The organism is Qiania dongpingensis, from assembly GCF_014337195.1.
GTDB lineage: Bacteria > Bacillota > Clostridia > Lachnospirales > Lachnospiraceae > Lientehia > Lientehia dongpingensis.
In genome coordinates this window covers 2,158,322-2,179,330 of record NZ_CP060634.1, presented here as the reverse complement: position 1 = coordinate 2,179,330, position 21,009 = coordinate 2,158,322, and the positions used below count along the sequence as shown (strand labels likewise).

Sequence of the window (21,009 nt, the reverse complement as noted above, 5' to 3'; positions counted from 1 at the left end):
AGGACCTCTCTGGAAAAAAATAGACGGGCGCCTTTTATTCACAATTTATATTTAAAGCTCCGGTAAAAAATCCAACTCTGTTCATCTTCGAATCAGTTAAAGTATAACATACAAAATATAAAGATTCAATCGCATGTGGCGTTTCCAGGCAATGCGAAAGCTATCCGTGGAGTATAATATTAGATACTTTTTGGAATCATTATTCGTAAGCTCCAATCAGGCTCCAGACTAACACCGGCAGAAGTTCCGGGCCGTCACGATTTCGGTTCGCTGGCGATGCAGGGGCCGCTTTGTCCCCGCTCCGGCAGTACCGCTCACATGTCGACAGGAAATCTTTATGATTTCCTGTCTCCGGTTCGCTCAGAAACGGAATCGGTATTTTTCGTTTCTGCCTCCCTCCGTCTGGGGAACACCGGCCGCTGCCCTGCGGCGCTCACCTTTAGGCCGGCCCGGAATCTTTCTGCCGGAATTCTTTCTGCCGCACTGTTTCAGACGACTTCCATTCCCATGATTTCATAAAAGGATCGGACATCCACACGGCCCGCGCGCCTTACGGCATCGGGCCGCGGCAGATCGCCCCAATGGCTTTTAAAACGAATGAGAGCTCGTTTCGGTGCGGAAGAAAGAGCGAGAGGAAAGATCCGATTCCATCGTAAGGCGAGTGCTGCAAAGGCGTTAGCAGGATCTTCCCGGCCGCAGGGAGGCAAAAATCGCATATCATGCGGATTTTTGTTGGAATCTGACATGGAAAAATATCGATTTATCCATGACAGTTAGAAAGGACCGACCGGAGGCCGCAAAAATCCTGGTTACGGCTGCCAGCGAGCCGCCTGGATGGAAGCGGATTTCCTCTTGCCTATTCTATTGCTCAATCGCATAAATTATTTGTTTGAAAGATATTCAAAGGTATACCCAAGGGCATCCCTTAATTCATGCCCTGCGGGCGGGCGCACTCCGTGCGGTAAGGTATAATACAAAAAGCTGTCCTGCGGCACTCAAGCTACAGGACAGCCTTCTAACTTACCATTTACTTTCTATCCGTTATTCAATCGGTATCCACCACGTTCAGCCAGGACTGCAGAAGCTCTGACTCTTCCGGCCGCTTTTTAGTCAGCTGAGCGGCCGCTACCAGCGGAAGCCAGTTCTGTACATAAATCTTCGCTGTACCGGTCCTTTCGCAGAACCGATTCAGATAATAGTACGCTGCGTCCAGATTCTGCAAGGCCAGAAGCAGATACGTCCTGGCAACATCAGCGCTGGCGTTTCCCTGCGACGCATGAATCCAGTCCAAAATATACCAGCCGTCTTCTCCTACGATGATGTTAGACGGACAAAAGTCCCCGTGACAAAGCTTCGCGTGATCCGGCATGCTGTTTAACTTCGTTAAAAGCTCATATCTGGTAATATCATTGATGCAGTCCAGACTCTGAATCTGCCGTTTCATTTTACTCTTTAAATTATTCAGGAGAGGAGCTTTTTTTTCAAACATCTCCAGCTGGCAGTCCAACATTCCGTCCACGTATTCCTCCAGCTTTTCCGGATGTTCCTCCATCAGCTGCATCAAGGTTTTTCCCTCAATATAATCATACGTGATCGCCCAGCTCCCGTCTTCCGTAAGTCCCACAGAATGGAGCTCCGGTACATGCATCCCCAGGCCTTCCACCAAGGACATGTGCATTGCTTCCCGAAGAACCTCGGATTTGGGAAAGCCCTTTTGGAACACTTTCACCGTATAATTCCCTTCCCGATACACATTGTGATTTCCAGATGCGATCAAAATCTTTTCCTTCATACTATCACCTCATTTCTGCAAAACACTTTTCTTCTCTTACTTTTATTATATCAGCATTTTGCACAAATGATATTGGTAAAAATGACGGAATTATCGTTTTCTATTTGTCTAATTTTGACCTCTCCATTATATTGTTGACTGTCTACTATCTTCTTTTTTCTTTTTAGTCAGCGTTCTTTCTTGATCAAAAGTTCTACTGCGTGTACTGCTGCCCGTATCGCCAATGATGTATCATGGCAATGGGGGTCAGAGAGCCCTTTTTTCTTTCTTTCCTGATTCCAGATTACATTGAGGATGCAGCCTGCTCTGATCCCTAAAATCTGGGCTGCGATATACAAGGCGGCACTTTCCATCTCTGACGCCAGGCATCCGGCCTTTATCCACATGTTCCACTTCTCTTCCAATTCTTTTCCACATGGCATCCGATCAGGACTGTGCTGGCCGTAAAAGCTGTCCTTGCACTGGACAATGCCCAAATGGAATCTGGCGCCCAGATCTATGGCTGCCTGCTCCAGCGCCTTCGTCACCTGGAAATCTGCTACAGCAGGAAAAGCAATGTCCACATATTCTTTTGAAGTGCCTTCCATGCGGATTGCTCCGTTGGCAATCACCAGGTCGCCTCCCATCACCTGTTCCGCCATCCCCCCACAGGTTCCAACACGAATCATGGTCCGGACTCCCGTCTGATACAGCTCCTCTACGCCAATCGCCGTGGACGGTCCCCCCATGCCGGTGGACATGACCAGGACCCGTTCTCCGGCCAGTTCTCCAGACCAGGAAGTATATTCTCGGTTTTGCCCCAGAAATACAGGATTTTGCAGATAACCTGCTATCTTCTCTACTCTTCCCGGATCCCCCGGAAGGATTGCATATTTTGCCCCATGGCTGTCATCCAATCCAATATGATACATCTTATCCATGATTCTCTCTCCTTTCTGCCACTAAACGCTCATTTTACTGCCAGTCATCGGCGTATTCTTTCATGACCGCCTCAATCCGCCCTCTCACTATTTTCGCAATCTCTATGGTACGCATCCCTTTATAGTCTTCGTACCGGAGAGGCTCAAGATAGTGAAGCTGCACGGTCACTTTTTCAATGGAATGTGTGTCAAACGCTTTATAGCTGTCAATGACGGCCACCGGGACAATCGGACATTTGGCATTTATAGCACTTTTAAAGCTACCTCCCTTGAAATCGAGAAGATGGTTCCCGCCCTTGCTCCTGGTCCCTTCTGCAAATATCAGATAATTGCGGCCCTGTTTCACTTCCTCCGTCATCCGGTTGATCACCCGAAGAGAATCCCGCAGATCTTCCCGGTCAATACTCTGGGCTTTTAAAAGAAGACGGACCTGCTTCAGCAAAAAAATATTTTCCACTTCTTTTTTCATCACCACTGTAAACGGCATTGGAGCCGCTTCCAAAAATCCCAGCACGTCAAAAAGCCCCTGATGATTGGGGAACATGATATAGCCCGGCTCCTTTGGGAGATTCTCCAGGCCATGCGGTTCAATCACGACCCGGCCCGCACGGTTGGCCCGGATCGTCACACGCTTCAGCAGGGCAAACTTCTCGGCCTCCGTGTGTCTGTCATTCCGTCCCCAGCTCCAGATTTTGAAAAACCAGACGGGCGCAATATAAAACAGCCGGAGTACCATCAGACAAATACGTTTCATAAACAGACCTCAATCTTTAACTGAAATGGTGAAATCTCTACTATTATTTCCAGAAAGTATACCTTGCCGCACGAAGTGCGCCTGCCCGGAGGGCATGAATTAAGGGGTGCCCTTGGGTATACCTTTAAATATCTTTAAAACAAGCGTATCTTTACAACCAGATGAGGCAGGAGGAAATCCGATTCCATCCAGGCGGCTCGCTGGCAGCCGTAACCAGGTTCTTTACGGCCTCCAGTCGGTTCTTTCCAACTGACATGGATAAATCGATATTTTTCCATGTCAGATTCCAATAAAAAACTGCATGAAATTCGGTTTTTACCTCCCTGCGGCCGGGAAGAGCCTGCTAACGGCTCTGCGGTGCTCGCCTTACGATAGGATCGGATCCTTCCTCCTGCTCCTCCTCCCGCACCAACGTATCTTCTGTTTGCCTCAAAAGCTATTGGGGCGGTCTGCCGTAGCCCGCTGCCGTTAGGCGCGCGGGCCGTGTGGATATCCGATCCTTTTCTGGAATCAAGGGAACGGAAGTCGTCTGAAACGGTGCGGCAGAAAGAATACCGGCAGAAAGATTCCGGGCCGGCCTAAAGGTGAGCGCCGCAGGGCAGCGGCCGGTGTTCCCCAGGCGGAGGGAGGCAGAAACGAAAAATACCGATTCCGTTTCTGGGCGAACCGAAGATGGAAAATCATCCGGATTTTCCGTCGACATGTGAGCGGTACTCCTGGAGCGGGGATAAAGCGGCCCCTGCGTCGCCAGCGAACCGAAATCATGACGGTCCGGAACTTCTGCCGGTGCCTAACTGGAGCGTAATCGGAATTTACTAAAATGATTCCAAAAAATATTTTGTATCATACTATCATACCCCCGGCCTGCACTTCCATGCGGACCGAGGGTACTAAAATTATAACACCTCTATGAACTTTTTACCAGTCAGGCAAATGGATTCTCGCTGGGATACAACATACCTTTAGGCTGATTGAATCCGATATCCTCCACTCCCAAATAACGGAATATATTATACAGCGCCTTGCCGAAATGGCCGAAGGCCACCGCCCCGTGATGAGGGAAATTCTTCTCTACCAGCACATGACGGTAGAAACGTCCCATTTCCGGTATCGCAAAGATGCCGATTCCTCCAAAGGATCTGGTCGCCACGGGAAGGACTTCTCCCTGTGCCACATAAGCGCGGAGCTTGCTGTCCGCCGTGCTCTGCAGACGGAAAAATGTGATGTCGCCAGGTACAATATCTCCTTCCAGAGTTCCCTGAGTAGACTCCTCGGGGAGCGTCCTGGTCATGATCAGCTGATTTCTCATCTCGCAGGATACCAGCTTCCCGGAAGAAGTATTTCCACAATGGAAGCCCATGAACGTATCCTTTTGAGAGTATACATACTTTTTCTTGATCTCTGCTTCATACATATCATTAGGCACCGTATTGTTGATATCCAGAAGAGTCACCGTATCCTGGCTAACGACGGTTCCTATGTACTCGCTCAGCGCGCCATATATATCCACTTCACATGAAACCGGTATTCCTTTGGCGGTCAGCCGGCTGTTCACATAACAAGGAACAAATCCGAACTGAGTCTGGAACGCAGGCCAGCATTTTCCGGCGATTGCCACAAATTCTCTTGAACCCTTGTGCGCCTCTACCCAATCCAGAAGAGTCAATTCATACTGTGCAAGGCGGCTGAGAACTCCCGGCTTCTTGTTCCCGGCGCCCAGCTCGGCCTCCATCTCCTTTACCACACCAGGGATTCTCTCATCTTCTGCATGGTGCTTAAAGGACTCAAATAAATCCAGTTCAGAATTCTCTTCAATTTCCACACCCAGATCGTAAAGGCGCTTTATGGGCGCATTGCAGGCCAGGAAATCCTTGGGCCTGGGGCCAAAGGAGATAATTTTCAGATTTCTGAGTCCTACTACCGTTCTCGCTATAGGAAGGAAATCAAAAATCATGTCCGCACATTCTTCTGCTGTCCCCACCGGATATTCCGGAATATAAACGTTGACCTCGCGGAGCTTCAGGTTGTAGCTGGCGTTCAGCATCCCGCAGTACGCGTCTCCGCGGCCTTCCACCAAATCATCTCCCGTTTCCTCCGCAGCCGCCACGAACATTACCGGTCCGTCAAATTCTTTGGCAAGCAGGGTTTCCGGAGTTTCAGGACCAAAATTCCCCAGATATACCACGAGCGCATTGCATCCTGCCTCTTTCAGTTCTGAAAGAGCCTTCCTCATACCAAGCTCTTCTTCTACGCAGGTAGGACATTCAAAAATTTCTCCATATTTTTTCTCATATGCCGCTGCTACCGCTTTTCTCCTGTTGACCGACAGGGTCATGGGGAAGCAGTCACGGCTTACGGCCACAATGCCGACTTTGATGTTTGGAACGTTGTTCATTACAAATTCCTCCCTTTCCTTTTCTGTCATTTCCAATAGGGCGGCAGAGGCCTTTCCGGTCTCCTCCGCCCATTTGAATTTTATGTTTTTCCTTCTCCTGGAAACCGGCTCACGGCCGGATTGTGGGATACATACGGCACCTGGCGTTTCGTATTAACCGATCTCCTGTGTCAGACTGTCCGGTCAAATGCTTCCATGACCAGCATCGCTACTGCTGCTCCGGGATCCTGCAGTGACCGGGAAGCCTCTCCTCTGGTCGCCGCTCTGCCGTGGACCGCTACCATGGATGTCGTAGCCTTAAAGCCTTTCTCTGCCGCTTCTCTCGCGTCATGAGCCGCTTCCTTTACATCTTTTCCCGCTTCCTTGGCCGCTTTCATCGCTTCCACAGCAGGAACTATGCCATCCAGAAACGTTTTATCGCCGACCTTTGCTTTGCCCAGGTTCATGACTCCTTCTGTATAACCCTCAAAAAGCTCAACATATTCTGCCAGGCCCAGTTCCGTCTTACCCCTCAGACGTTTTCCTGCCTGCATGAGACCGGAAGCCATCAAAGTCCCCATGGTAGAAGGCACGGCAATCGACATCGCTTTTCCAGCCGCATACAGCAGCTTTCCGGAATCCGCTTCTCCGCTTCCATGTACCGCTTTATAAGCGGCGGCAAAACCGTCGGACATAGTCAGACCCAGATCCCCGTCTCCGACTACGCTGTCCAGATCGATCAGATAATCCTTTTTATCCGCCATTATTTCCTTGACGTTCTTTAAAAAGTCAGCCAAAATGTTCGTATCCGCATCCGCTTCCTCTATATTACCACTTTCTCCCGCCTTTTGTGTTGTGCTCTCAGCACATTTTTTTGCGCGATTTATAGTACTTTCCTCATTCATGCTTCCCTGACGGAAAAAAGGAGTCTGCGCGGGCTTGAGCAGAAGCTGCTCCAGCTCCTCGTCCAGCTTAAGAACCGAGATGGATACGCCGGCCATCTCCAGGGCTGTTGCATATTCTCCAACATAGTATTTCTTTACGTCAATGTTTCTTCCTTTCAAGATCTGATCGATCTTCCTGGTAACAATATACTGCTCATCCAGGGTCGTCGCTCCCAATCCATTTACCAGAACGGCCACAGTACTGCCGTCTATTTCATCAAAGTCGCCCAAGATCTTTTCCAGCATCTCTTCTACTATCTCATCAGCGGGTTCCAGCTTACCTCTGCGGATTCCGGTCTCACCATGAATCCCCATGCCTATCTCCATTTCATCATCGCCGATGGAAAAGCCGGGATGTCCCACACGCGGAACGATACAGGGTGTCAGAGCCACGCCCATCGTCCGGACGCTCGCCGCAGCTTTTTCCGCTATACGCTTTACTTCATCCAGGCTCATCATCTCGTCCGCTGCTGCTCCCGCACACTTATACACAAAGAAAATACCGGCAACGCCGCGGCGGATGCTCTTTTCGCCATCTCCAGGGAGAGGACCGGAAGCGACATCGTCGGCCCCGAGGACACTTTCCACCCGGATTCCATCCTCAAACTCGGCCATCTCAGCCGCCATGTCAAAGTTGAAAATATCTCCGTTGTAATTTCCATAAATATAAAGAACACCTGCGCCGGAATCAATAGACTTCGTAACTGCCAGCATTTGTTCAGAGCTGGGGGACTGGAACACATCGCCCACACAGCAGCCATCCAGCATGCCTCTTCCCACATAACCCAGGAACAGGGGAAGATGTCCGGACCCGCCGCCCGTCGCGATGCCTACTTTTCCTTCCTTTTTATTGGCCGTGACCAGGCAGCGCAGGTCGTCGTTCACATAAGTCACCAGATCAGGGTGGGCTACATAAATACCCTCCAGCATCTCATCCACATAGTTTTCCGGTGCGTTGATAATTTTTTTCATCCTAAACCCTCCGATTTGTCATGATTACTAAATTTTAGTTCCAGCTTACTCAATTTAATTTTATACTAGCAAGAACTTTATCTCTTGTCAAGTTTTTCCGTCATATTTTATTATTATGATCTTTTGTTTCTTCTTTCTTTATACATATTTCCCATATCCAGCCAGGTTTGTTTTTCTAAATATTTAGTATTCTCTAAATTTTAGTTTCCTTTTTTTAATATTTATGCTATACTAAATTCAGTGAGACAGCACGTTTTCAGGGCGGCGGCCGGTGTTTAATTGAAGCTTAATCGGAAGTAATTAAAAATGATTCCAAAAAGTATTTTGTATCCTACCTTTAAATATCTTTAAAACAAGCGTATCTTTACAACCAGATGAGGCAGGAGGAAATCCGATTCCATCCAGGCGGCTCGCTGGCAGCCGTAACCAGGTTCTTTACGGCCTCCAGTCGGTCCTTTCCAACTGACATGGATAAATCGATATTTTTCCATGTCAGATTTCAATAAAAACCTGCATGAGATTCGGTTTTTACCTCCCTGCGGCCGGGAAGAGCCTGCTAACGGCTCTGCGGTGCTCGCCTTACGATAGGATCGGATCCTTCCTCCTCCCGCACCAACGTATCTTCCGTTTGCCTCAAAAGCTATTGGGGCGGTCTGCCGTAGCCCGCTGCCGTTAGGCGCGCGGGCCGTGTGGATATCCGATCCTTTTCTGGAATCAAGGGAACGGAAGTCGTCTGAAACGGTGCGGCAGAAAGAATACCGGCAGAAAGATTCCGGGCCGGCCTAAAGGTGAGCGCCGCAGGGCAGCGGCCGGTGTTCCCCAGGCGGAGGGAGGCAGAAACGAAAAATACCGATTCCGTTTCTGGGCGAACCGAAGATGGAAAATCATCCGGATTTTCCGTCGACATGTGAGCGGTACTCCTGAAGCGGGGATAAAGCGGCCCCTGCGTCGCCAGCGAACCGAAATCGTGACGGTCCGGAACTTCTGCCGGTGCCTAACTGGAGCGTAATCGGAATTTACTAAAATGATTCCAAAAAGTATTTTATAGCATAGAATCGGAGAGTGCAGATATGAAAAAAGAACATAAGCTGAAGGATATCGCGGCAGAACTGGGTGTTTCCCCGGCAGCCGTATCTATTGTGATCAACCACAGAAAAGGGGTCAGCACCGAAACCAGGGCCAGGATATCCGCGGTGCTGGAAGAATACGGGTACTCAGTCGAAAAGAAGGAGGAGGCTTTCAGCGAGTTTCGGGATAAAGCTTCTTTTCATAGAAGCATACGTTTTTTGAAATATAAAAATTCCGCAATACTTGTGGAAGAAAACGGGAATTTTGTCTCTTCAATCATTGATTCCCTGGAAGAAGAATGCAGGAAGCTGGGTTATCGCCTTGTCATCACCTCCTTCGGCCCGGAAAACAAAGAAGAGATCTACCACATGGTCTCTTCCGACCCACTGGACGGCATCGTCGTCCTGGGCACCGAGCTGGAAGCGCATGACCTGCCGATTTTTGAAAGGCTTTCCGTACCTGTTATCCTCGTGGATACTCCCGCTCCGGGGCACTCCCTGAATTGTGTGACAATGAACAACGAGGAAATCGTGGAAAAAGCGATGGACTATTTTTTTTCACTCGGCCACAGGGACATCGGCTATCTTCACAGTTCCATGAATACCGGCAACTTCAGTGCCCGTTTTCAGGGCTATCAAAACGCGGTCAGCCGGCTGGGGCTCTCCCAGGCGGAAGAACGCATCTATTGCCTTACCCCCTCCATGGCGGGCGCATATCAGGAAATGAGCCGCCTGCTGGACCAAGGAGCCGATCTTCCCCCAGCCCTTCTTGCGGACAACGACATGATCGCGCTCGGGTGCAGCCGCGCTCTTAAAGACAAAGGTTTCCGTCTTCCTCAGGATTATTCCATCGTGGGCATAGACGACATTTCTTTCAGCGCCATCTGCGCCCCTCCTCTCACCTCTGTCCGGGTACCATGTAAAGAGCTGGGCGCCCAGGCAGTCCAGCTGCTCCATTATAAGCTGAAAAATCCGGGGACAGCTCCCGCCAAGATTCTTGTAAGCGGAGAACTGATCATACGGAGAAGTGCGGTACCCACCGGTGAACTAAAATCCTGACAGCCCAAAAGGGCGGTATACCGAAAGGTATGCCGCCCTGATCATATTTGATCCTTCAGTTCGTATGGAATTATTTAAGAGTAACCTTTGCACCCTCTGCTTCCAGTTTGGTCTTGATTTCCTCAGCCTCTTCTTTGCTGGCCTGAGCCTTTACAACCTTGGGAGCGCTGTCTACCACTTCCTTAGCCTCTTTAAGGCCTAAACCGGTAGCTTCACGTACAACCTTGATGACCTTAACCTTGTTAGGTCCGATTTCTGTAAGCTCTACATCGAACTCAGTCTTCTCTTCCTCAGCTGCGCCGCCTGCCGCACCGCCTGCCGCCACAACAACACCTGCTGCTGCGGATACACCAAACTCTTCTTCACAAGCTTTTACCAGATCATTTAACTCTAATACGCTTAACTCTTTGATCGCATCAATAAATTCTGCAGTAGTTAACTTTGCCATTTTATTTACCTCCATAAAGTTTTATATTCATAAATAGTTTTTTCTTGGTGATGATCATTCTGCCTTGGACTCCGCAATCTGGCTGATAACGCGAGCAAAGTTCGCGATCGGAGACTGCATGCTTCCAAGCAGTTTGCCCAGGAGTTCTTCTCTGCTGGGGATAGTCGCGATCAGCTTTATGCCTGCTTCATCATAATAGCTTCCTTCCACGACGCCGGCTTTCAGCTGCAGCTTGTCTGCCTTTTTACTGAATTCGTTCATGATGCGGGCAGGCGCAGTTTCATCCGTAGCGGATGTGGCCAGAGCCGTAGGGCCTTCCAGGTTCGCTTTCAGAGGTTCAAATTCTGTACCCTGGATTGCAAAATTGATCATGGTATTTTTATATACCTTGTAATTAACGCCGGCTTCTCTCAGCTGTTTACGCAGTTCTGTATCCTGCTCAACTGTCAGCCCGCGATAATCCACGATGACCGCAGATTTGGCTTCCTTCAGCAGATTGGAAATCTCTTCCACAACCGGCTGTTTCAATTCCACTTTTGCCATTCTTTTTTCCTCCTTATTTTATTTTGCCGCCGTTCAAACGCGCTGTCTGCGTGTTTGCTAGACGCGAGATAAGAAGTCCTGTTTCCTATGAAATAAAACCCCTGTACGCAAAGACGTACAGGGGGCATAAGAATTCACATACTGTCAATCTTATCTTCCTCGGCAGGCGCAACGCTTACACCCGTGGGTACCTGCTGTCTTCGGCGAATATACGGCAAAAGCCGTACTCATATAAATTAACACATATTATTTCTTGTGTCAATCTCTTTTTCCCATCATTCCGACGGAGATCCTAAATCGGATCAGCCCATGAACTTGAGGGGATTTACCTTCACACCGGGGCCCATGGTGGATGTCAGAGTCACGCTCTTCAAATACTGGCCCTTCAGTGCGCTGGGTTTTGCTTTTATAATTGCATTCATTAACGTCTGGAAGTTTTCGGACAACTGCTCCTCTGTAAAAGAAGCCTTGCCCAGCGGTACATGGACAATATTGGTCTTATCCAGTCTGTATTCAATCTTACCAGCCTTGATTTCAGCGATGGCTTTTGCCACATCCATGGTCACGGTTCCCGCCTTAGGGTTGGGCATCAGGCCTTTCGGTCCGAGCACACGGCCCAAACGGCCAACCACGCCCATCATATCCGGGGTAGCGACAACCACGTCGAAATCCAGCCATCCTTCATTCTGGATCTTCGGAATCAGTTCCTCAGCGCCTACAAAATCTGCGCCTGCAGCCTGAGCCTCGTCGGCTTTTGCATTCTTTGCGAATACCAGGACACGAACGGTCTTGCCTGTTCCGTGGGGCAGCACAACGGCGCCTCGGATCTGCTGGTCAGCATGACGTCCATCACAGCCTGTACGGATGTGGGCTTCAATGGTCTCGTCAAATTTGGCAACCGCGGTCTTCTTTACAAGAGCAACCGCGTCTGCCGGCTCATACTGGATCGTACGGTCGATTAATTTAGCAGCTTCTGCGTATTTCTTTCCTCTATTCATAAAATAAACCTCCTAGTGGTAATTGCGGGAATATCCCTCCCACATCTAAAACGATTGACTGCTGAACAATCCTTTGCTCAGTCTTCTACAGTGATTCCCATGCTGCGTGCAGTGCCGGCGATCATGCTCATGGCCGCCTCAACCGTCGCAGCGTTCAGGTCAGGCATCTTCATCTCAGCAATCTCCTGAAGCTTAGCCTTGGAAATGCTGGCCACCTTATTCTTATTGGGAACACCGGACCCGGATTTAATGTTGCATGCCTTCTTCAGAAGAACGGCCGCCGGCGGCGTCTTTGTCACGAAGCTAAAGCTTCTGTCCGCATATACGGTAATGACAACGGGAATGATGAGATCTCCCTTGTCTGCCGTCCTAGCATTGAATTCCTTCGTAAACTGAACAATGTTCACACCGTGCTGCCCCAGCGCAGGACCAACCGGCGGTGCGGGTGTCGCCTTACCAGCAGGAATCTGTAATTTAATATAACCAACTACTTTTTTTGCCATTTTAGGCACCTCCTAAATCAATTGTGGTAGTGGATGGAACCTCCATCCTGATTAACGGCTCAACGCCTCCCACGCGCTGCCTCCGGACAGCCAGCTGCAAGACTCTCCCGGCAGACGTTTTAGTTACATCTTTTTCACTTCTGTGAAATTCAGCTCCACCGGGGTCTCCCGGCCGAACATATCCACATTGATCGTGACGCTCTGCTTGCCCTGATTGATTCCCTTGATGTTGCCGACGGTGCCTTCCCAGGCGCCGGAAATGACTGTCACCGCGTCTCCCAGCTCGAAGTCCACAAGCACTTCATTGCTCTGGATGCCCAAAGGACGCATCTCCTCTTCCGTCAGCGGCACCGGCTTGGAACCCGGCCCCACAAAGCCTGTCACGCCTCTGGTGTTTCTTACGACATACCATGTATCGTCATTCATAACCATGTTGATGAGGACATAGCCGGGGAACATCTTCTTCTGAACCTGTTTCCTCATGCCGTTCTTAACCTCTACAACATCCTGCATCGGTACGGTTACTTCCAGGATTTGGTCATGCAGGTTCCGGTTTTCTATTGTTTTTTCAATATCGACTTTTACCTTGTTTTCATAACCTGAATAAGTATGGACTACATACCAATTCGCTTCTGACATATCATCACCCTTATCCTTATATAACGAAATTGATGCCGAATTTAATCACCAAATCCAACAATGCAATCACTGCACCCAGGAACACAGATGTGAGCACGACCGCGACGGTCTGTCTTGTGAAAGACTTCTTATCCGGCCAGATAATCTTTTTGAACTCTGCCTTCAAATTCTTGAATAAGCTCTTTTTCTTCTTTGCGCTTTCTTCCATGCCATTCTCACTTTCCTGCCGCAAGCACCAATTACTTGGTTTCCTTATGCATTGTGTGCGTTTTGCAGAATCTGCAATACTTCTTGGTTTCCATTCTCTCAGGATGCGTTTTCTTATCCTTCGTCATGTTGTAATTCCGCTGCTTGCATTCCGTACATGCCAATGTAATCCTTACACGCATAACTTCCACCTCCGTTATCGTTTTTTGTAATTAGGGCCAAAAAAAAAAGCCCTTTTGCTTCCATACGCCTGTTCACTATATCATAAATCCATATATCCGTCAAGGATTTTCCTTTGTTTTTCGGCCTTTTCAGGCATTTTCCGCGTCCGGGGAACCCCGGCGGCGGCATCTGTTTCCAATACGGGATGCCGCCGTCTGTTCCGCATATCCTCTTAAAGCTTGAAAAGACTCGTCGCAATGGAAAAATAGATCAGTATCGCCGCCGCATCCACACAAGTGGTAATGAGCGGCGCGGCCATGATCGCCGGGTCCAGCCTGCACTTTTTGGCAAGCATGGGAAGCGTACAGCCTATGAGCTCCGCCAGGGTAATGGTGCACACAAGGGTCAGTCCGATCAGGACCGCCATCCTCACATCGCCGTACATTACAAAGATCCGGATGCCGTTCACCACCGCCAGCGTCGTGCTCACCAGTACCGCCACCCTCATTTCCTTCCATACCACCCGGATCACATCCTTCAGGTGTATTTCGTCAATGGCCATGCCGCGGATGATCAGAGTGGCGCTCTGAGAACCGCAGTTTCCGCTGGTATCCATTAACATCGGGATAAACGACACCAGAAGCGGAATCGCAGCGAACGCATTTTCATATTTTGTGATGATCACACCGGTGAACGTGGCCGACAGCATCAGAATCAGCAGCCATACGATCCGGTTCCTCGCATGCCGGAATACGGAAGTCCCGAAATAGGAATCCTCACTGGGCGCGATGGCCGCCATCAGGGTAATATCCTCGGTGGTCTCATCCTGCATGACCTCCATGGCGTCATCAACAGTCACGATGCCGACCATGCAGCCTTCCTTATCCACTACAGGCAGAGCCAAAAGACCATATTTCCGCACCAGCTTCGCCGCGGCCTCCTGGTCGTCATGGGTATTGATGGAGATGATATTGGACTCCATGATCTCTTCTACAGTCTTTCTTTCATCGGAGATCAGGAGGGCTTTCGCTGTCACGATTCCTAAAAGCTTCTTGTTCCGGATCACATAGCAGGTATAGATCGTTTCACTGTCAATCCCCACCCGGCGGATCTTCTCCAGGGAATCCCGCACGGTCATCTCCGGCTTCAGATCCACATATTCCACCGTCATGATGCTGCCCACGCTGTCCTCCGGATAGCTGAGCAGCTGGTTTAACTGTCTCCTGGTTTCCACGTCTGTATTGGCGAGAATCCGTTCCACCACGTTTGCCGGCATCTCCTCCAGGAGATCTGCCGTATCATCCAGGAACATTTCATCCAGCACCGCTTTTAATTCCCGCTCAGTCAGCGCCTCCACCAGGATCTGCTGCTGCTTCGGCTCCATTAAGCTGAAGGTCTCCGCCCCCTCCTCTTTTCCGATCAAGCGGAAGGCCATTATCATCTGCTTCTCCGGCAGCCTTTCCAAAAGCTCCGCCAGGTCCACTTCATTCATGTCCGCAAAGGACTCTTTGATCGCTTTATACTGCTTTCTTCCCAGCAGTTCACATATTTCTTTTTCCGTCATACTCTGCCTCCTTCTGCGTATTCTCTGCCGGACGACTTTCCGGCTCTTTCCATCCGATATACGCAAAACATGAGACAAAAGCCCGTCTATTATCAGGCATCCGTCATGGTGGACCTATGGGCTTCCCTCATCATGCTTTGCCTGCAACTGCCGTCTGAATCCATAAATCCACCACCTTTCAAAATGCTCCTGGTCAATTCTTATCAAAGGAAAAGGCACGTCAGTGACTGGGTGACGTGCCTCTTTCGCCTAATTCATTTATACTATATTTCTCTTCGCTTTGTCAACCGGCTTTACATGGATTTTACATGGTTCTTCCGTTTCTTTCTCATTCGTCCATATCTACCGTCACCTTATCCAGATGCCAGATCTCATCCACATACTGCTGGATGGTACGGTCGGATGTGAATTTTCCGGAGCATGCCACATTCATGATGGCAGCCTTTGCCCACCACTTCTCATCCCGGTAAGCCTGATCCACCTTCTTCTGTGCTTCCGCATAGGCGCGGAAATCCTTCAGATTGAAGTACGTATCCGCCCTGCTGGTGCTCAAAGTATTGAGGAGAGAATTGTAAAGATCGCGGAACAGCTCCGTATTGTTCGGCGCATAATAGCCGTTGATCAGCTGCATCAGCACCCGGCGGATATCCTGGTCATTGTTGAAAATATCCATGGGATTGTAGCCGCCTCTCGTCTCATAGGCAATGACTTCGTCGGAAGTCATGCCGAAGATAAAGGCATATTCCTTCCCAACTTCCTCCACGATTTCCACATTGGCGCCGTCCATGGTGCCGAGAGTAAGGGCGCCGTTCAGCATGAATTTCATATTTCCGGTGCCGGAGGCTTCCTTGCTGGCCGTAGAGATCTGCTCGCTCACATCGGCAGCCGCAAAGATCCACTCCGCGTTGGACACACGGTAATCCTCGATGAACACCACCTTAATCTTTCCTTTGATCGATTTATCGTTGTTTATCACATCCGCCACGGAATTGATCAGCTTGATGGTCAGCTTGGCGATCTTATAGCCCGCGGCGGCTTTTGCCCCGAATATAAAGGTTCTGGGCACCATATCCATCTCCGGATTGTCCTTCAGCTGGTTATACAGGTACATCACATGAAGGATGTTCAGCAGCTGTCTCTTATACTCATGCAGCCTCTTTACCTGCACGTCAAAGATAGAGCGGGGGTCCACATCAATGCCGTTGTTTTCTTTGATATACCGCGCAAGACGGAGCTTGTTCTGATATTTGATGTTCATGAACTCCTGCTGGCATTTCTCATCATCGGCATAGAGCGCCAGCTTTTTGATATGGGGCAGATCGGTTATCCATTCATCCCCAATCTTATCTGTCACCCAGCTAGCCAGCAGTTCATTTCCGTGAAGCAGGAAACGCCGCTGCGTAATCCCATTGGTCTTGTTGTTGAACTTCCAGGGGTCCATCTCATAGAAATCTTTCAGGACCTTTTTCTTAAGAATCTCCGTATGGAGCTGCGCCACGCCGTTGACAGAAAAGCTTCCTGCAATGGCAAGATGGGCCATCTTCACCTGTCCGTCATAGATGATGGCCATGCTCCTCACCTTTTCCTCGTCTCCGGGATAGGTCTGGCGAATCCGCTCCACAAACCGGCGGTTGATTTCTTCCACAATCTGATAAATACGGGGAAGCAGTCTGGAGAACAGCTCCAGGGGCCATTTTTCCAGCGCCTCTGCCATGATAGTATGATTGGTATAAGCGCAGGTCTTTGTCGTGATATCCCACGCTTCCTCCCAGGTAAGCCCTTCTTCATCCAGGAGGATCCTCATGAGCTCCGGCACAGCCACTGTGGGATGGGTGTCGTTCATCTGGAACACGACCTTTTCCGGAAGCTTATGGATATCGTCATGCTTTGCCTTGAATTTATTCACCGCGCGCTGAACGCTGGCGGAAATAAAGAAATACTGCTGCTTCAGCCGAAGCTCCTTGCCCGCATAATGGTTGTCATTGGGGTACAGGACCTCTACGATGTTCTTCGCCAGGTTCTCCTGTTCCACGGCGGTCTGATAGTCGCCCTTGTCAAAGGATTCCAGATTGAATGTGTTGATGGGCTCCGCGTCCCAGATCATCAGCGTGTTCACCACGTTGTTCCCATAGCCCACGATCGGCAGGTCATATGGAACGGCGCGCACGGACTGGTAATTCTCCTGAATGAAATGATTGCGCCCGTACTGGTCACATTCTGTCCGCACATATCCGCCGAATTTCACCTCGACCGCATATTCATCCCGGCGCACCTCAAACGGATTGCCGTCACGCAGCCAGTCATCGGGCACTTCTATCTGGTAGCCATCCTTGATCTCCTGCTTGAACATCCCATACTTATAGCGGATCCCGCAGCCATAGGCCGGATACCCCAGCGTAGCAAGGGAGTCCAGGAAGCAGGCGGCCAGACGTCCCAGGCCTCCGTTCCCCAGCGCGTAATCCCGCTCCTGGTCTTCAATCACATTCAGATCGAAACCGAGCTCGTCAAGAGCCTCTCGGATACCGTCCCTTGCCTTGATATTGATGATATCATTTCCAAGAGCGCGGCCCATGAGGAACTCCATGGACATATAGTACAAGGTCTTGGCGTCTTCTTTCTCATATTCCTTATGAGTGGCGATCCACTCGTCGATGAGGACATCCTTCACCGCGTATGCTACAGCCTGGAATACCTGCTTCGGCGTCGCTTCCGCAATGGTGCGCCGGAACAGGTTCTTCACATTACTGGTCACTTCCTGCTTGAATTCTTCTTTATTAAACTGATAACTGGACATATTTTCCTCCTATCGGATTTTTGCCCCTCCCCGCCTGCCGGCTCCCGCCGGAGGAGGTGCGCACTGCATGATTCGGCACCCCATTGTCCGCCCAGCGCGCACGGTTTTTATTATACCGTTGCTTTTTCCACTCCTAGCATAACATTTTCTCCGTTGATATTCCAGTCCTTTTCATAGCCTGTTATCTTTCCGATGAAAATCTTTTCGGCCAGAACCTCGTTTTTGATCGTGTCCGTGTATTTCTTAAGAATCCCGGCAATCTTGTCACTGTCATCCTGATACAGATTGATATGGTCGGTAACTTCAAAGCCGGCTTCCTTCCGCATGGTCTGAACCTTGCTTATGATCTCGCGGACAAATCCCTCTTCCACAAGCTCTGGTGTCAGATTTGTATCCAGCACCACTGCCACCTCCTTATCTCCTTCTGTCACATATCCTTCTTTCTGTGCCGTATCAATGAGAAGGTCCTCAGTCGTCAGGGAGACGGCTGTCCCGTCTACCGTCATGGCCAGCTCTCCTTTGGCGTTCAGTTCATCCATGGCGGCGCTGCCGTCCAGCTCGGCAAGCTTCTGCTTGATCTGTCCAAGCAGCTTTCCGTACTTCGGTCCGACCGTCCGCATCTGCGGTTTGAAGGTGTAGGATGTGAACTCCCGGACGTCCTCCGTAAACGACACTTCCTTTACGTTCAGCTCATCCTCCACGATTTCCCGATAGTAGCTGCTCAGAGTAAACGGTGCTTTCACAAACATCCTGCCGATGGGCTGCCTGTTCTTGATATTGGCGGTATTGCGGCATGCGCGGCCCATGACCACCACTTTCAGCACATGATCCATGTTCTCTTCCAGAGCCTTGTCGATCTGTTCCTCGCATACTGCGGGGAAATCGCACAGATGGACGCTCTCCGGCGCGTTTTTGTCAATACTGCATACGAGATTACGATAAATGTCCTCTGTCATAAACGGAATCATGGGCGCCGCCGCCTTGCTCACGGTCACCAGAGCCGTATAAAGCGTCATATACGCATTGATCTTATCCTGCGGCATGCCCTTGGCCCAGAAGCGCTCACGGCTCCTCCTCACATACCAGTTGCTCATGTCATCCACAAACTCCTGAAGCGTCCTGGCGGCTTCGGGGATCTTGTAGTTCTCCAGATTATTGTCTACATCCTTTACCATACTATTCATCTTGGACAGAAGCCATTTATCCATTACGGAAAGTTTTTCATAGTCCAGAGAATACCTCGTGGCGTCAAAATTATCGATGTTTGCGTAAAGCACAAAGAAAGCATAGGTATTCCACAGAGTGCCCATGAATTTTCTCTGTCCTTCCTGGACGGCCTTTCCGTGAAACCGGTTGGGCAGCCACGGCGCGCTGTTGACGTAGAAATACCAGCGGATGGCGTCGGCGCCGTAGGTCTCCAGCGCGTCAAAGGGATCCACCGCGTTCCCCTTGGACTTGCTCATCTTCTGCCCGTTCTCATCCTGTACATGGCCCAATACGATCACGTTTTCATAAGGCGCTTTATTGAAGATCAGAGTGGAGACCGCCAGCAGAGAATAGAACCATCCTCTGGTCTGGTCAACCGCCTCTGAAATGAACTGGGCCGGGAACTGCTGATGGAACAGCTCTTCGTTCTCAAAGGGATAATGGTGCTGGGCAAAAGGCATGGAGCCGGAGTCAAACCAGCAGTCGATCACCTCCGGCACCCGGTGCATTTGTTTTCCGCAGACCGGACAGGTGATGGTCACTTCATCGATAAAAGGACGGTGAAGCTCTATATCCTCCGGGCAGTCAGGCGACATGCTCCGAAGCTCTTCTATGCTCCCGATGGAATGCTGATGGCCGCACTCACATTCCCAGATGTTGAGCGGCGTCCCCCAGTACCGGTTCCGGCTAATCCCCCAGTCCTGGATGTTCTCCAGCCAGTCGCCGAAGCGCCCTTTCCCGATGCTTTCCGGAATCCAGTTGATGGTATTGTTGTTCCGGATCAGATCCTCTTTTACATCCGTCATCTTGATAAACCAGGATTCGCGGGCATAATAGATCAGAGGAGTATCGCATCTCCAGCAGTGGGGATAGCTGTGTTCAAATTTGGGAGCGTCGTACAAAAGCTTCCTCTCGTCCAGCCACTGCAGCACCTTGGAATCCGCATCCTTTACAAACATGCCGGCAAAGGGAGTCTCTTCCGTCATATCCCCTTTTTCATCGACCAGCTGTACAAAGGGAAGATCATATCTGCGGCCCACCCGGGCGTCGTCTTCGCCAAATGCCGGCGCAATATGAACGACGCCGGTGCCGTCCGTCAGCGTCACATAGGTATCGCAGAGGACATAGAAGGCTTTTTTGCGCTGTTTTTCTGCCACCTCGGCCGCACATTCAAACAAAGGTTCATATTCTTTATATTCCAGATCCCTGCCTGAATAGGTCTCCAATACTTCATAAGCGGCTTGTCCCTCTTCCGCCAGCCGGCCCAGGACTGTATCCAGAAGAGCGACGGCCATGTAGTAGACGTATCCGTCGGCCGCTTTTACCTTTGCATACTGCTCATTGGGATTCACACAGAGAGCGACGTTGGACGGCAGCGTCCAGGGCGTTGTCGTCCATGCCAGGATATAGGCGTCCTCACCCTTCACTTTAAAACGGGCGATCGCGGAGCGCTCCTTCACATCCTTATATCCCTGAGCCACTTCGTGGCTGGAAAGGGGAGTCCCGCAGCGCGGACAGTAGGGCACGATCTTAAAGCCTTTATACAGCAGCCCCTTGTCCCAAATCTTCTTCAACGCCCACCACTCGGATTCAATGAAATCATTGTCATAGGTGACGTAAGGATGCTCCATATCTGCCCAAAAGCCGACCGTGGATGAGAAATCTTCCCACATCCCTTTATATTTCCACACGCTCTCCTTGCAGTGCTCGATAAACGGCTTCAGGCCATACTGTTCAATCTGCTCTTTTCCGTCCAGGCCCAGCATCTTTTCCACTTCCAGCTCGACGGGGAGGCCATGGGTATCCCATCCGGCTTTCCTGGGGACCATATATCCCTTCATCGTGCGGTAGCGGGGGATCATATCCTTGATCACCCTTGTCAGCACATGGCCGATGTGGGGTTTTCCGTTGGCCGTCGGCGGTCCGTCGTAAAAAGTATAGGTCTCGCCTTCCTTCCTGTTGTCAATGCTTTTTTCAAAAATATCATGTTCCTGCCAGAATTTTTCTGTCTCTTTTTCACGCTCTACAAAATTGAGATTTGCAGATACTTTGTCATACATGTT

17 protein-coding genes and 1 other annotated feature are annotated in these 21,009 nt (G+C 50.1%); of the genes, 2 read left to right on the top strand and 15 right to left on the bottom strand.

Annotation, left to right across the window (positions count from 1 at the left end; all coding sequences use genetic code 11):
• Nucleotides 1-1,045: 1,045 nt before the first annotated feature.
• The 3 genes from H9Q78_RS10120 to H9Q78_RS10110 all read right to left on the bottom strand — a co-directional run bounded on the left by H9Q78_RS10120 (nt 1,046) and on the right by H9Q78_RS10110 (nt 3,466).
• On the bottom strand, nt 1,046-1,792 hold the full coding sequence (locus tag H9Q78_RS10120) for a phosphotransferase family protein (protein WP_249301474.1): 747 nt from the start codon (nt 1,790-1,792) through the stop codon (nt 1,046-1,048).
• Nucleotides 1,793-1,959: 167 nt separating this feature from the next.
• Nucleotides 1,960-2,712, bottom strand: a complete 753-nt coding sequence (udp, locus tag H9Q78_RS10115) for a uridine phosphorylase (RefSeq protein WP_249301472.1) — start codon at nt 2,710-2,712, stop codon at nt 1,960-1,962.
• A gap of 34 nt (nt 2,713-2,746) precedes the next feature.
• Nucleotides 2,747-3,466: a lysophospholipid acyltransferase family protein gene (locus H9Q78_RS10110; protein ID WP_249301470.1), complete on the bottom strand. Its 720-nt coding sequence runs from the start codon at nt 3,464-3,466 to the stop codon at nt 2,747-2,749.
• Between the two features lie 672 nt (nt 3,467-4,138).
• On the opposite strand from H9Q78_RS10110, the gene H9Q78_RS10105 reads away from it, so the two are divergent.
• Nucleotides 4,139-4,285: a hypothetical protein gene (locus tag H9Q78_RS10105; RefSeq protein ID WP_249301468.1), complete on the top strand. Its 147-nt coding sequence runs from the start codon at nt 4,139-4,141 to the stop codon at nt 4,283-4,285.
• 106 nt (nt 4,286-4,391) lie between these two features.
• Here H9Q78_RS10105 and H9Q78_RS10100 read toward each other — a convergent pair whose 3' ends face one another.
• Nucleotides 4,392-5,861 (bottom strand): L-fucose/L-arabinose isomerase family protein, encoded by a 1,470-nt coding sequence (locus tag H9Q78_RS10100; protein ID WP_249301466.1) that lies wholly within the window; start codon nt 5,859-5,861, stop codon nt 4,392-4,394.
• A 170-nt stretch (nt 5,862-6,031) separates the two neighbouring features.
• Nucleotides 6,032-7,756 (bottom strand): dihydroxyacetone kinase family protein, encoded by a 1,725-nt coding sequence (locus H9Q78_RS10095; protein ID WP_249301464.1) that lies wholly within the window; start codon nt 7,754-7,756, stop codon nt 6,032-6,034.
• Nucleotides 7,757-8,826: 1,070 nt separating this feature from the next.
• Between H9Q78_RS10095 and H9Q78_RS10090 the strand changes: the two genes are divergently transcribed.
• Nucleotides 8,827-9,882, top strand: coding sequence for a LacI family DNA-binding transcriptional regulator (locus H9Q78_RS10090; protein WP_249301462.1), 1,056 nt, complete (start codon nt 8,827-8,829; stop codon nt 9,880-9,882).
• A gap of 70 nt (nt 9,883-9,952) precedes the next feature.
• Here H9Q78_RS10090 and rplL read toward each other — a convergent pair whose 3' ends face one another.
• From rplL to ileS, 10 genes are all read right to left on the bottom strand, one after another.
• Nucleotides 9,953-10,330 (bottom strand): 50S ribosomal protein L7/L12, encoded by a 378-nt coding sequence (rplL, locus tag H9Q78_RS10085; protein ID WP_147595243.1) that lies wholly within the window; start codon nt 10,328-10,330, stop codon nt 9,953-9,955.
• A 54-nt stretch (nt 10,331-10,384) separates the two neighbouring features.
• Nucleotides 10,385-10,873, bottom strand: coding sequence for a 50S ribosomal protein L10 (gene rplJ / locus H9Q78_RS10080; protein WP_231063238.1), 489 nt, complete (start codon nt 10,871-10,873; stop codon nt 10,385-10,387).
• Nucleotides 10,874-10,956: 83 nt separating this feature from the next.
• Nucleotides 10,957-11,095 (bottom strand) — a sequence feature (ribosomal protein L10 leader region).
• 80 nt (nt 11,096-11,175) lie between these two features.
• The gene (rplA, locus tag H9Q78_RS10075; protein WP_147595245.1) at nt 11,176-11,871 is read right to left on the bottom strand and encodes a 50S ribosomal protein L1; all 696 of its coding nucleotides are present in this window, start codon (nt 11,869-11,871) and stop codon (nt 11,176-11,178) included.
• 77 nt (nt 11,872-11,948) lie between these two features.
• The gene (gene rplK, locus H9Q78_RS10070) at nt 11,949-12,374 is read right to left on the bottom strand and encodes a 50S ribosomal protein L11 (RefSeq protein WP_249301460.1); all 426 of its coding nucleotides are present in this window, start codon (nt 12,372-12,374) and stop codon (nt 11,949-11,951) included.
• Nucleotides 12,375-12,497: 123 nt separating this feature from the next.
• Nucleotides 12,498-13,013, bottom strand: coding sequence for a transcription termination/antitermination protein NusG (nusG, locus tag H9Q78_RS10065; protein ID WP_249301458.1), 516 nt, complete (start codon nt 13,011-13,013; stop codon nt 12,498-12,500).
• A 16-nt stretch (nt 13,014-13,029) separates the two neighbouring features.
• Nucleotides 13,030-13,221, bottom strand: coding sequence for a preprotein translocase subunit SecE (secE, locus tag H9Q78_RS10060; protein WP_147595248.1), 192 nt, complete (start codon nt 13,219-13,221; stop codon nt 13,030-13,032).
• 31 nt (nt 13,222-13,252) lie between these two features.
• The gene (rpmG, locus tag H9Q78_RS10055) at nt 13,253-13,402 is read right to left on the bottom strand and encodes a 50S ribosomal protein L33 (RefSeq protein WP_147595249.1); all 150 of its coding nucleotides are present in this window, start codon (nt 13,400-13,402) and stop codon (nt 13,253-13,255) included.
• Between the two features lie 212 nt (nt 13,403-13,614).
• Nucleotides 13,615-14,946: a magnesium transporter gene (mgtE, locus tag H9Q78_RS10050; RefSeq protein WP_249301456.1), complete on the bottom strand. Its 1,332-nt coding sequence runs from the start codon at nt 14,944-14,946 to the stop codon at nt 13,615-13,617.
• A 328-nt stretch (nt 14,947-15,274) separates the two neighbouring features.
• Nucleotides 15,275-17,740, bottom strand: coding sequence for a glycogen/starch/alpha-glucan phosphorylase (locus H9Q78_RS10045; RefSeq protein ID WP_249301454.1), 2,466 nt, complete (start codon nt 17,738-17,740; stop codon nt 15,275-15,277).
• A gap of 110 nt (nt 17,741-17,850) precedes the next feature.
• Nucleotides 17,851-21,006 (bottom strand): isoleucine--tRNA ligase, encoded by a 3,156-nt coding sequence (ileS, locus tag H9Q78_RS10040; RefSeq protein WP_249301452.1) that lies wholly within the window; start codon nt 21,004-21,006, stop codon nt 17,851-17,853.
• Nucleotides 21,007-21,009 lie beyond the last annotated feature (3 nt).

Bases quoted from the DNA above. Each gene is read 5' to 3' on its own strand.
- H9Q78_RS10105 (WP_249301468.1), top strand. From the start codon at position 4,139: ATGGAAAATCATCCGGATTTTCCGTCGACATGTGAGCGGTACTCCTGG.
- rplL (WP_147595243.1), bottom strand. From the start codon at position 10,330: ATGGCAAAGTTAACTACTGCAGAATTTATTGATGCGATCAAAGAGTTA.
- rplJ (WP_231063238.1), bottom strand. From the start codon at position 10,873: ATGGCAAAAGTGGAATTGAAACAGCCGGTTGTGGAAGAGATTTCCAAT.
- rpmG (WP_147595249.1), bottom strand. From the start codon at position 13,402: ATGCGTGTAAGGATTACATTGGCATGTACGGAATGCAAGCAGCGGAAT.
- ileS (WP_249301452.1), bottom strand. From the start codon at position 21,006: ATGTATGACAAAGTATCTGCAAATCTCAATTTTGTAGAGCGTGAAAAA.
- H9Q78_RS10095 (WP_249301464.1), bottom strand. From the start codon at position 7,756: ATGAAAAAAATTATCAACGCACCGGAAAACTATGTGGATGAGATGCTG.
- H9Q78_RS10110 (WP_249301470.1), bottom strand. From the start codon at position 3,466: ATGAAACGTATTTGTCTGATGGTACTCCGGCTGTTTTATATTGCGCCC.
- mgtE (WP_249301456.1), bottom strand. From the start codon at position 14,946: ATGACGGAAAAAGAAATATGTGAACTGCTGGGAAGAAAGCAGTATAAA.
- rplA (WP_147595245.1), bottom strand. From the start codon at position 11,871: ATGAATAGAGGAAAGAAATACGCAGAAGCTGCTAAATTAATCGACCGT.
- H9Q78_RS10090 (WP_249301462.1), top strand. From the start codon at position 8,827: ATGAAAAAAGAACATAAGCTGAAGGATATCGCGGCAGAACTGGGTGTT.
- H9Q78_RS10120 (WP_249301474.1), bottom strand. From the start codon at position 1,792: ATGAAGGAAAAGATTTTGATCGCATCTGGAAATCACAATGTGTATCGG.
- rplK (WP_249301460.1), bottom strand. From the start codon at position 12,374: ATGGCAAAAAAAGTAGTTGGTTATATTAAATTACAGATTCCTGCTGGT.
- H9Q78_RS10100 (WP_249301466.1), bottom strand. From the start codon at position 5,861: ATGAACAACGTTCCAAACATCAAAGTCGGCATTGTGGCCGTAAGCCGT.
- udp (WP_249301472.1), bottom strand. From the start codon at position 2,712: ATGGATAAGATGTATCATATTGGATTGGATGACAGCCATGGGGCAAAA.
- nusG (WP_249301458.1), bottom strand. From the start codon at position 13,013: ATGTCAGAAGCGAATTGGTATGTAGTCCATACTTATTCAGGTTATGAA.
- secE (WP_147595248.1), bottom strand. From the start codon at position 13,221: ATGGAAGAAAGCGCAAAGAAGAAAAAGAGCTTATTCAAGAATTTGAAG.
- H9Q78_RS10045 (WP_249301454.1), bottom strand. From the start codon at position 17,740: ATGTCCAGTTATCAGTTTAATAAAGAAGAATTCAAGCAGGAAGTGACC.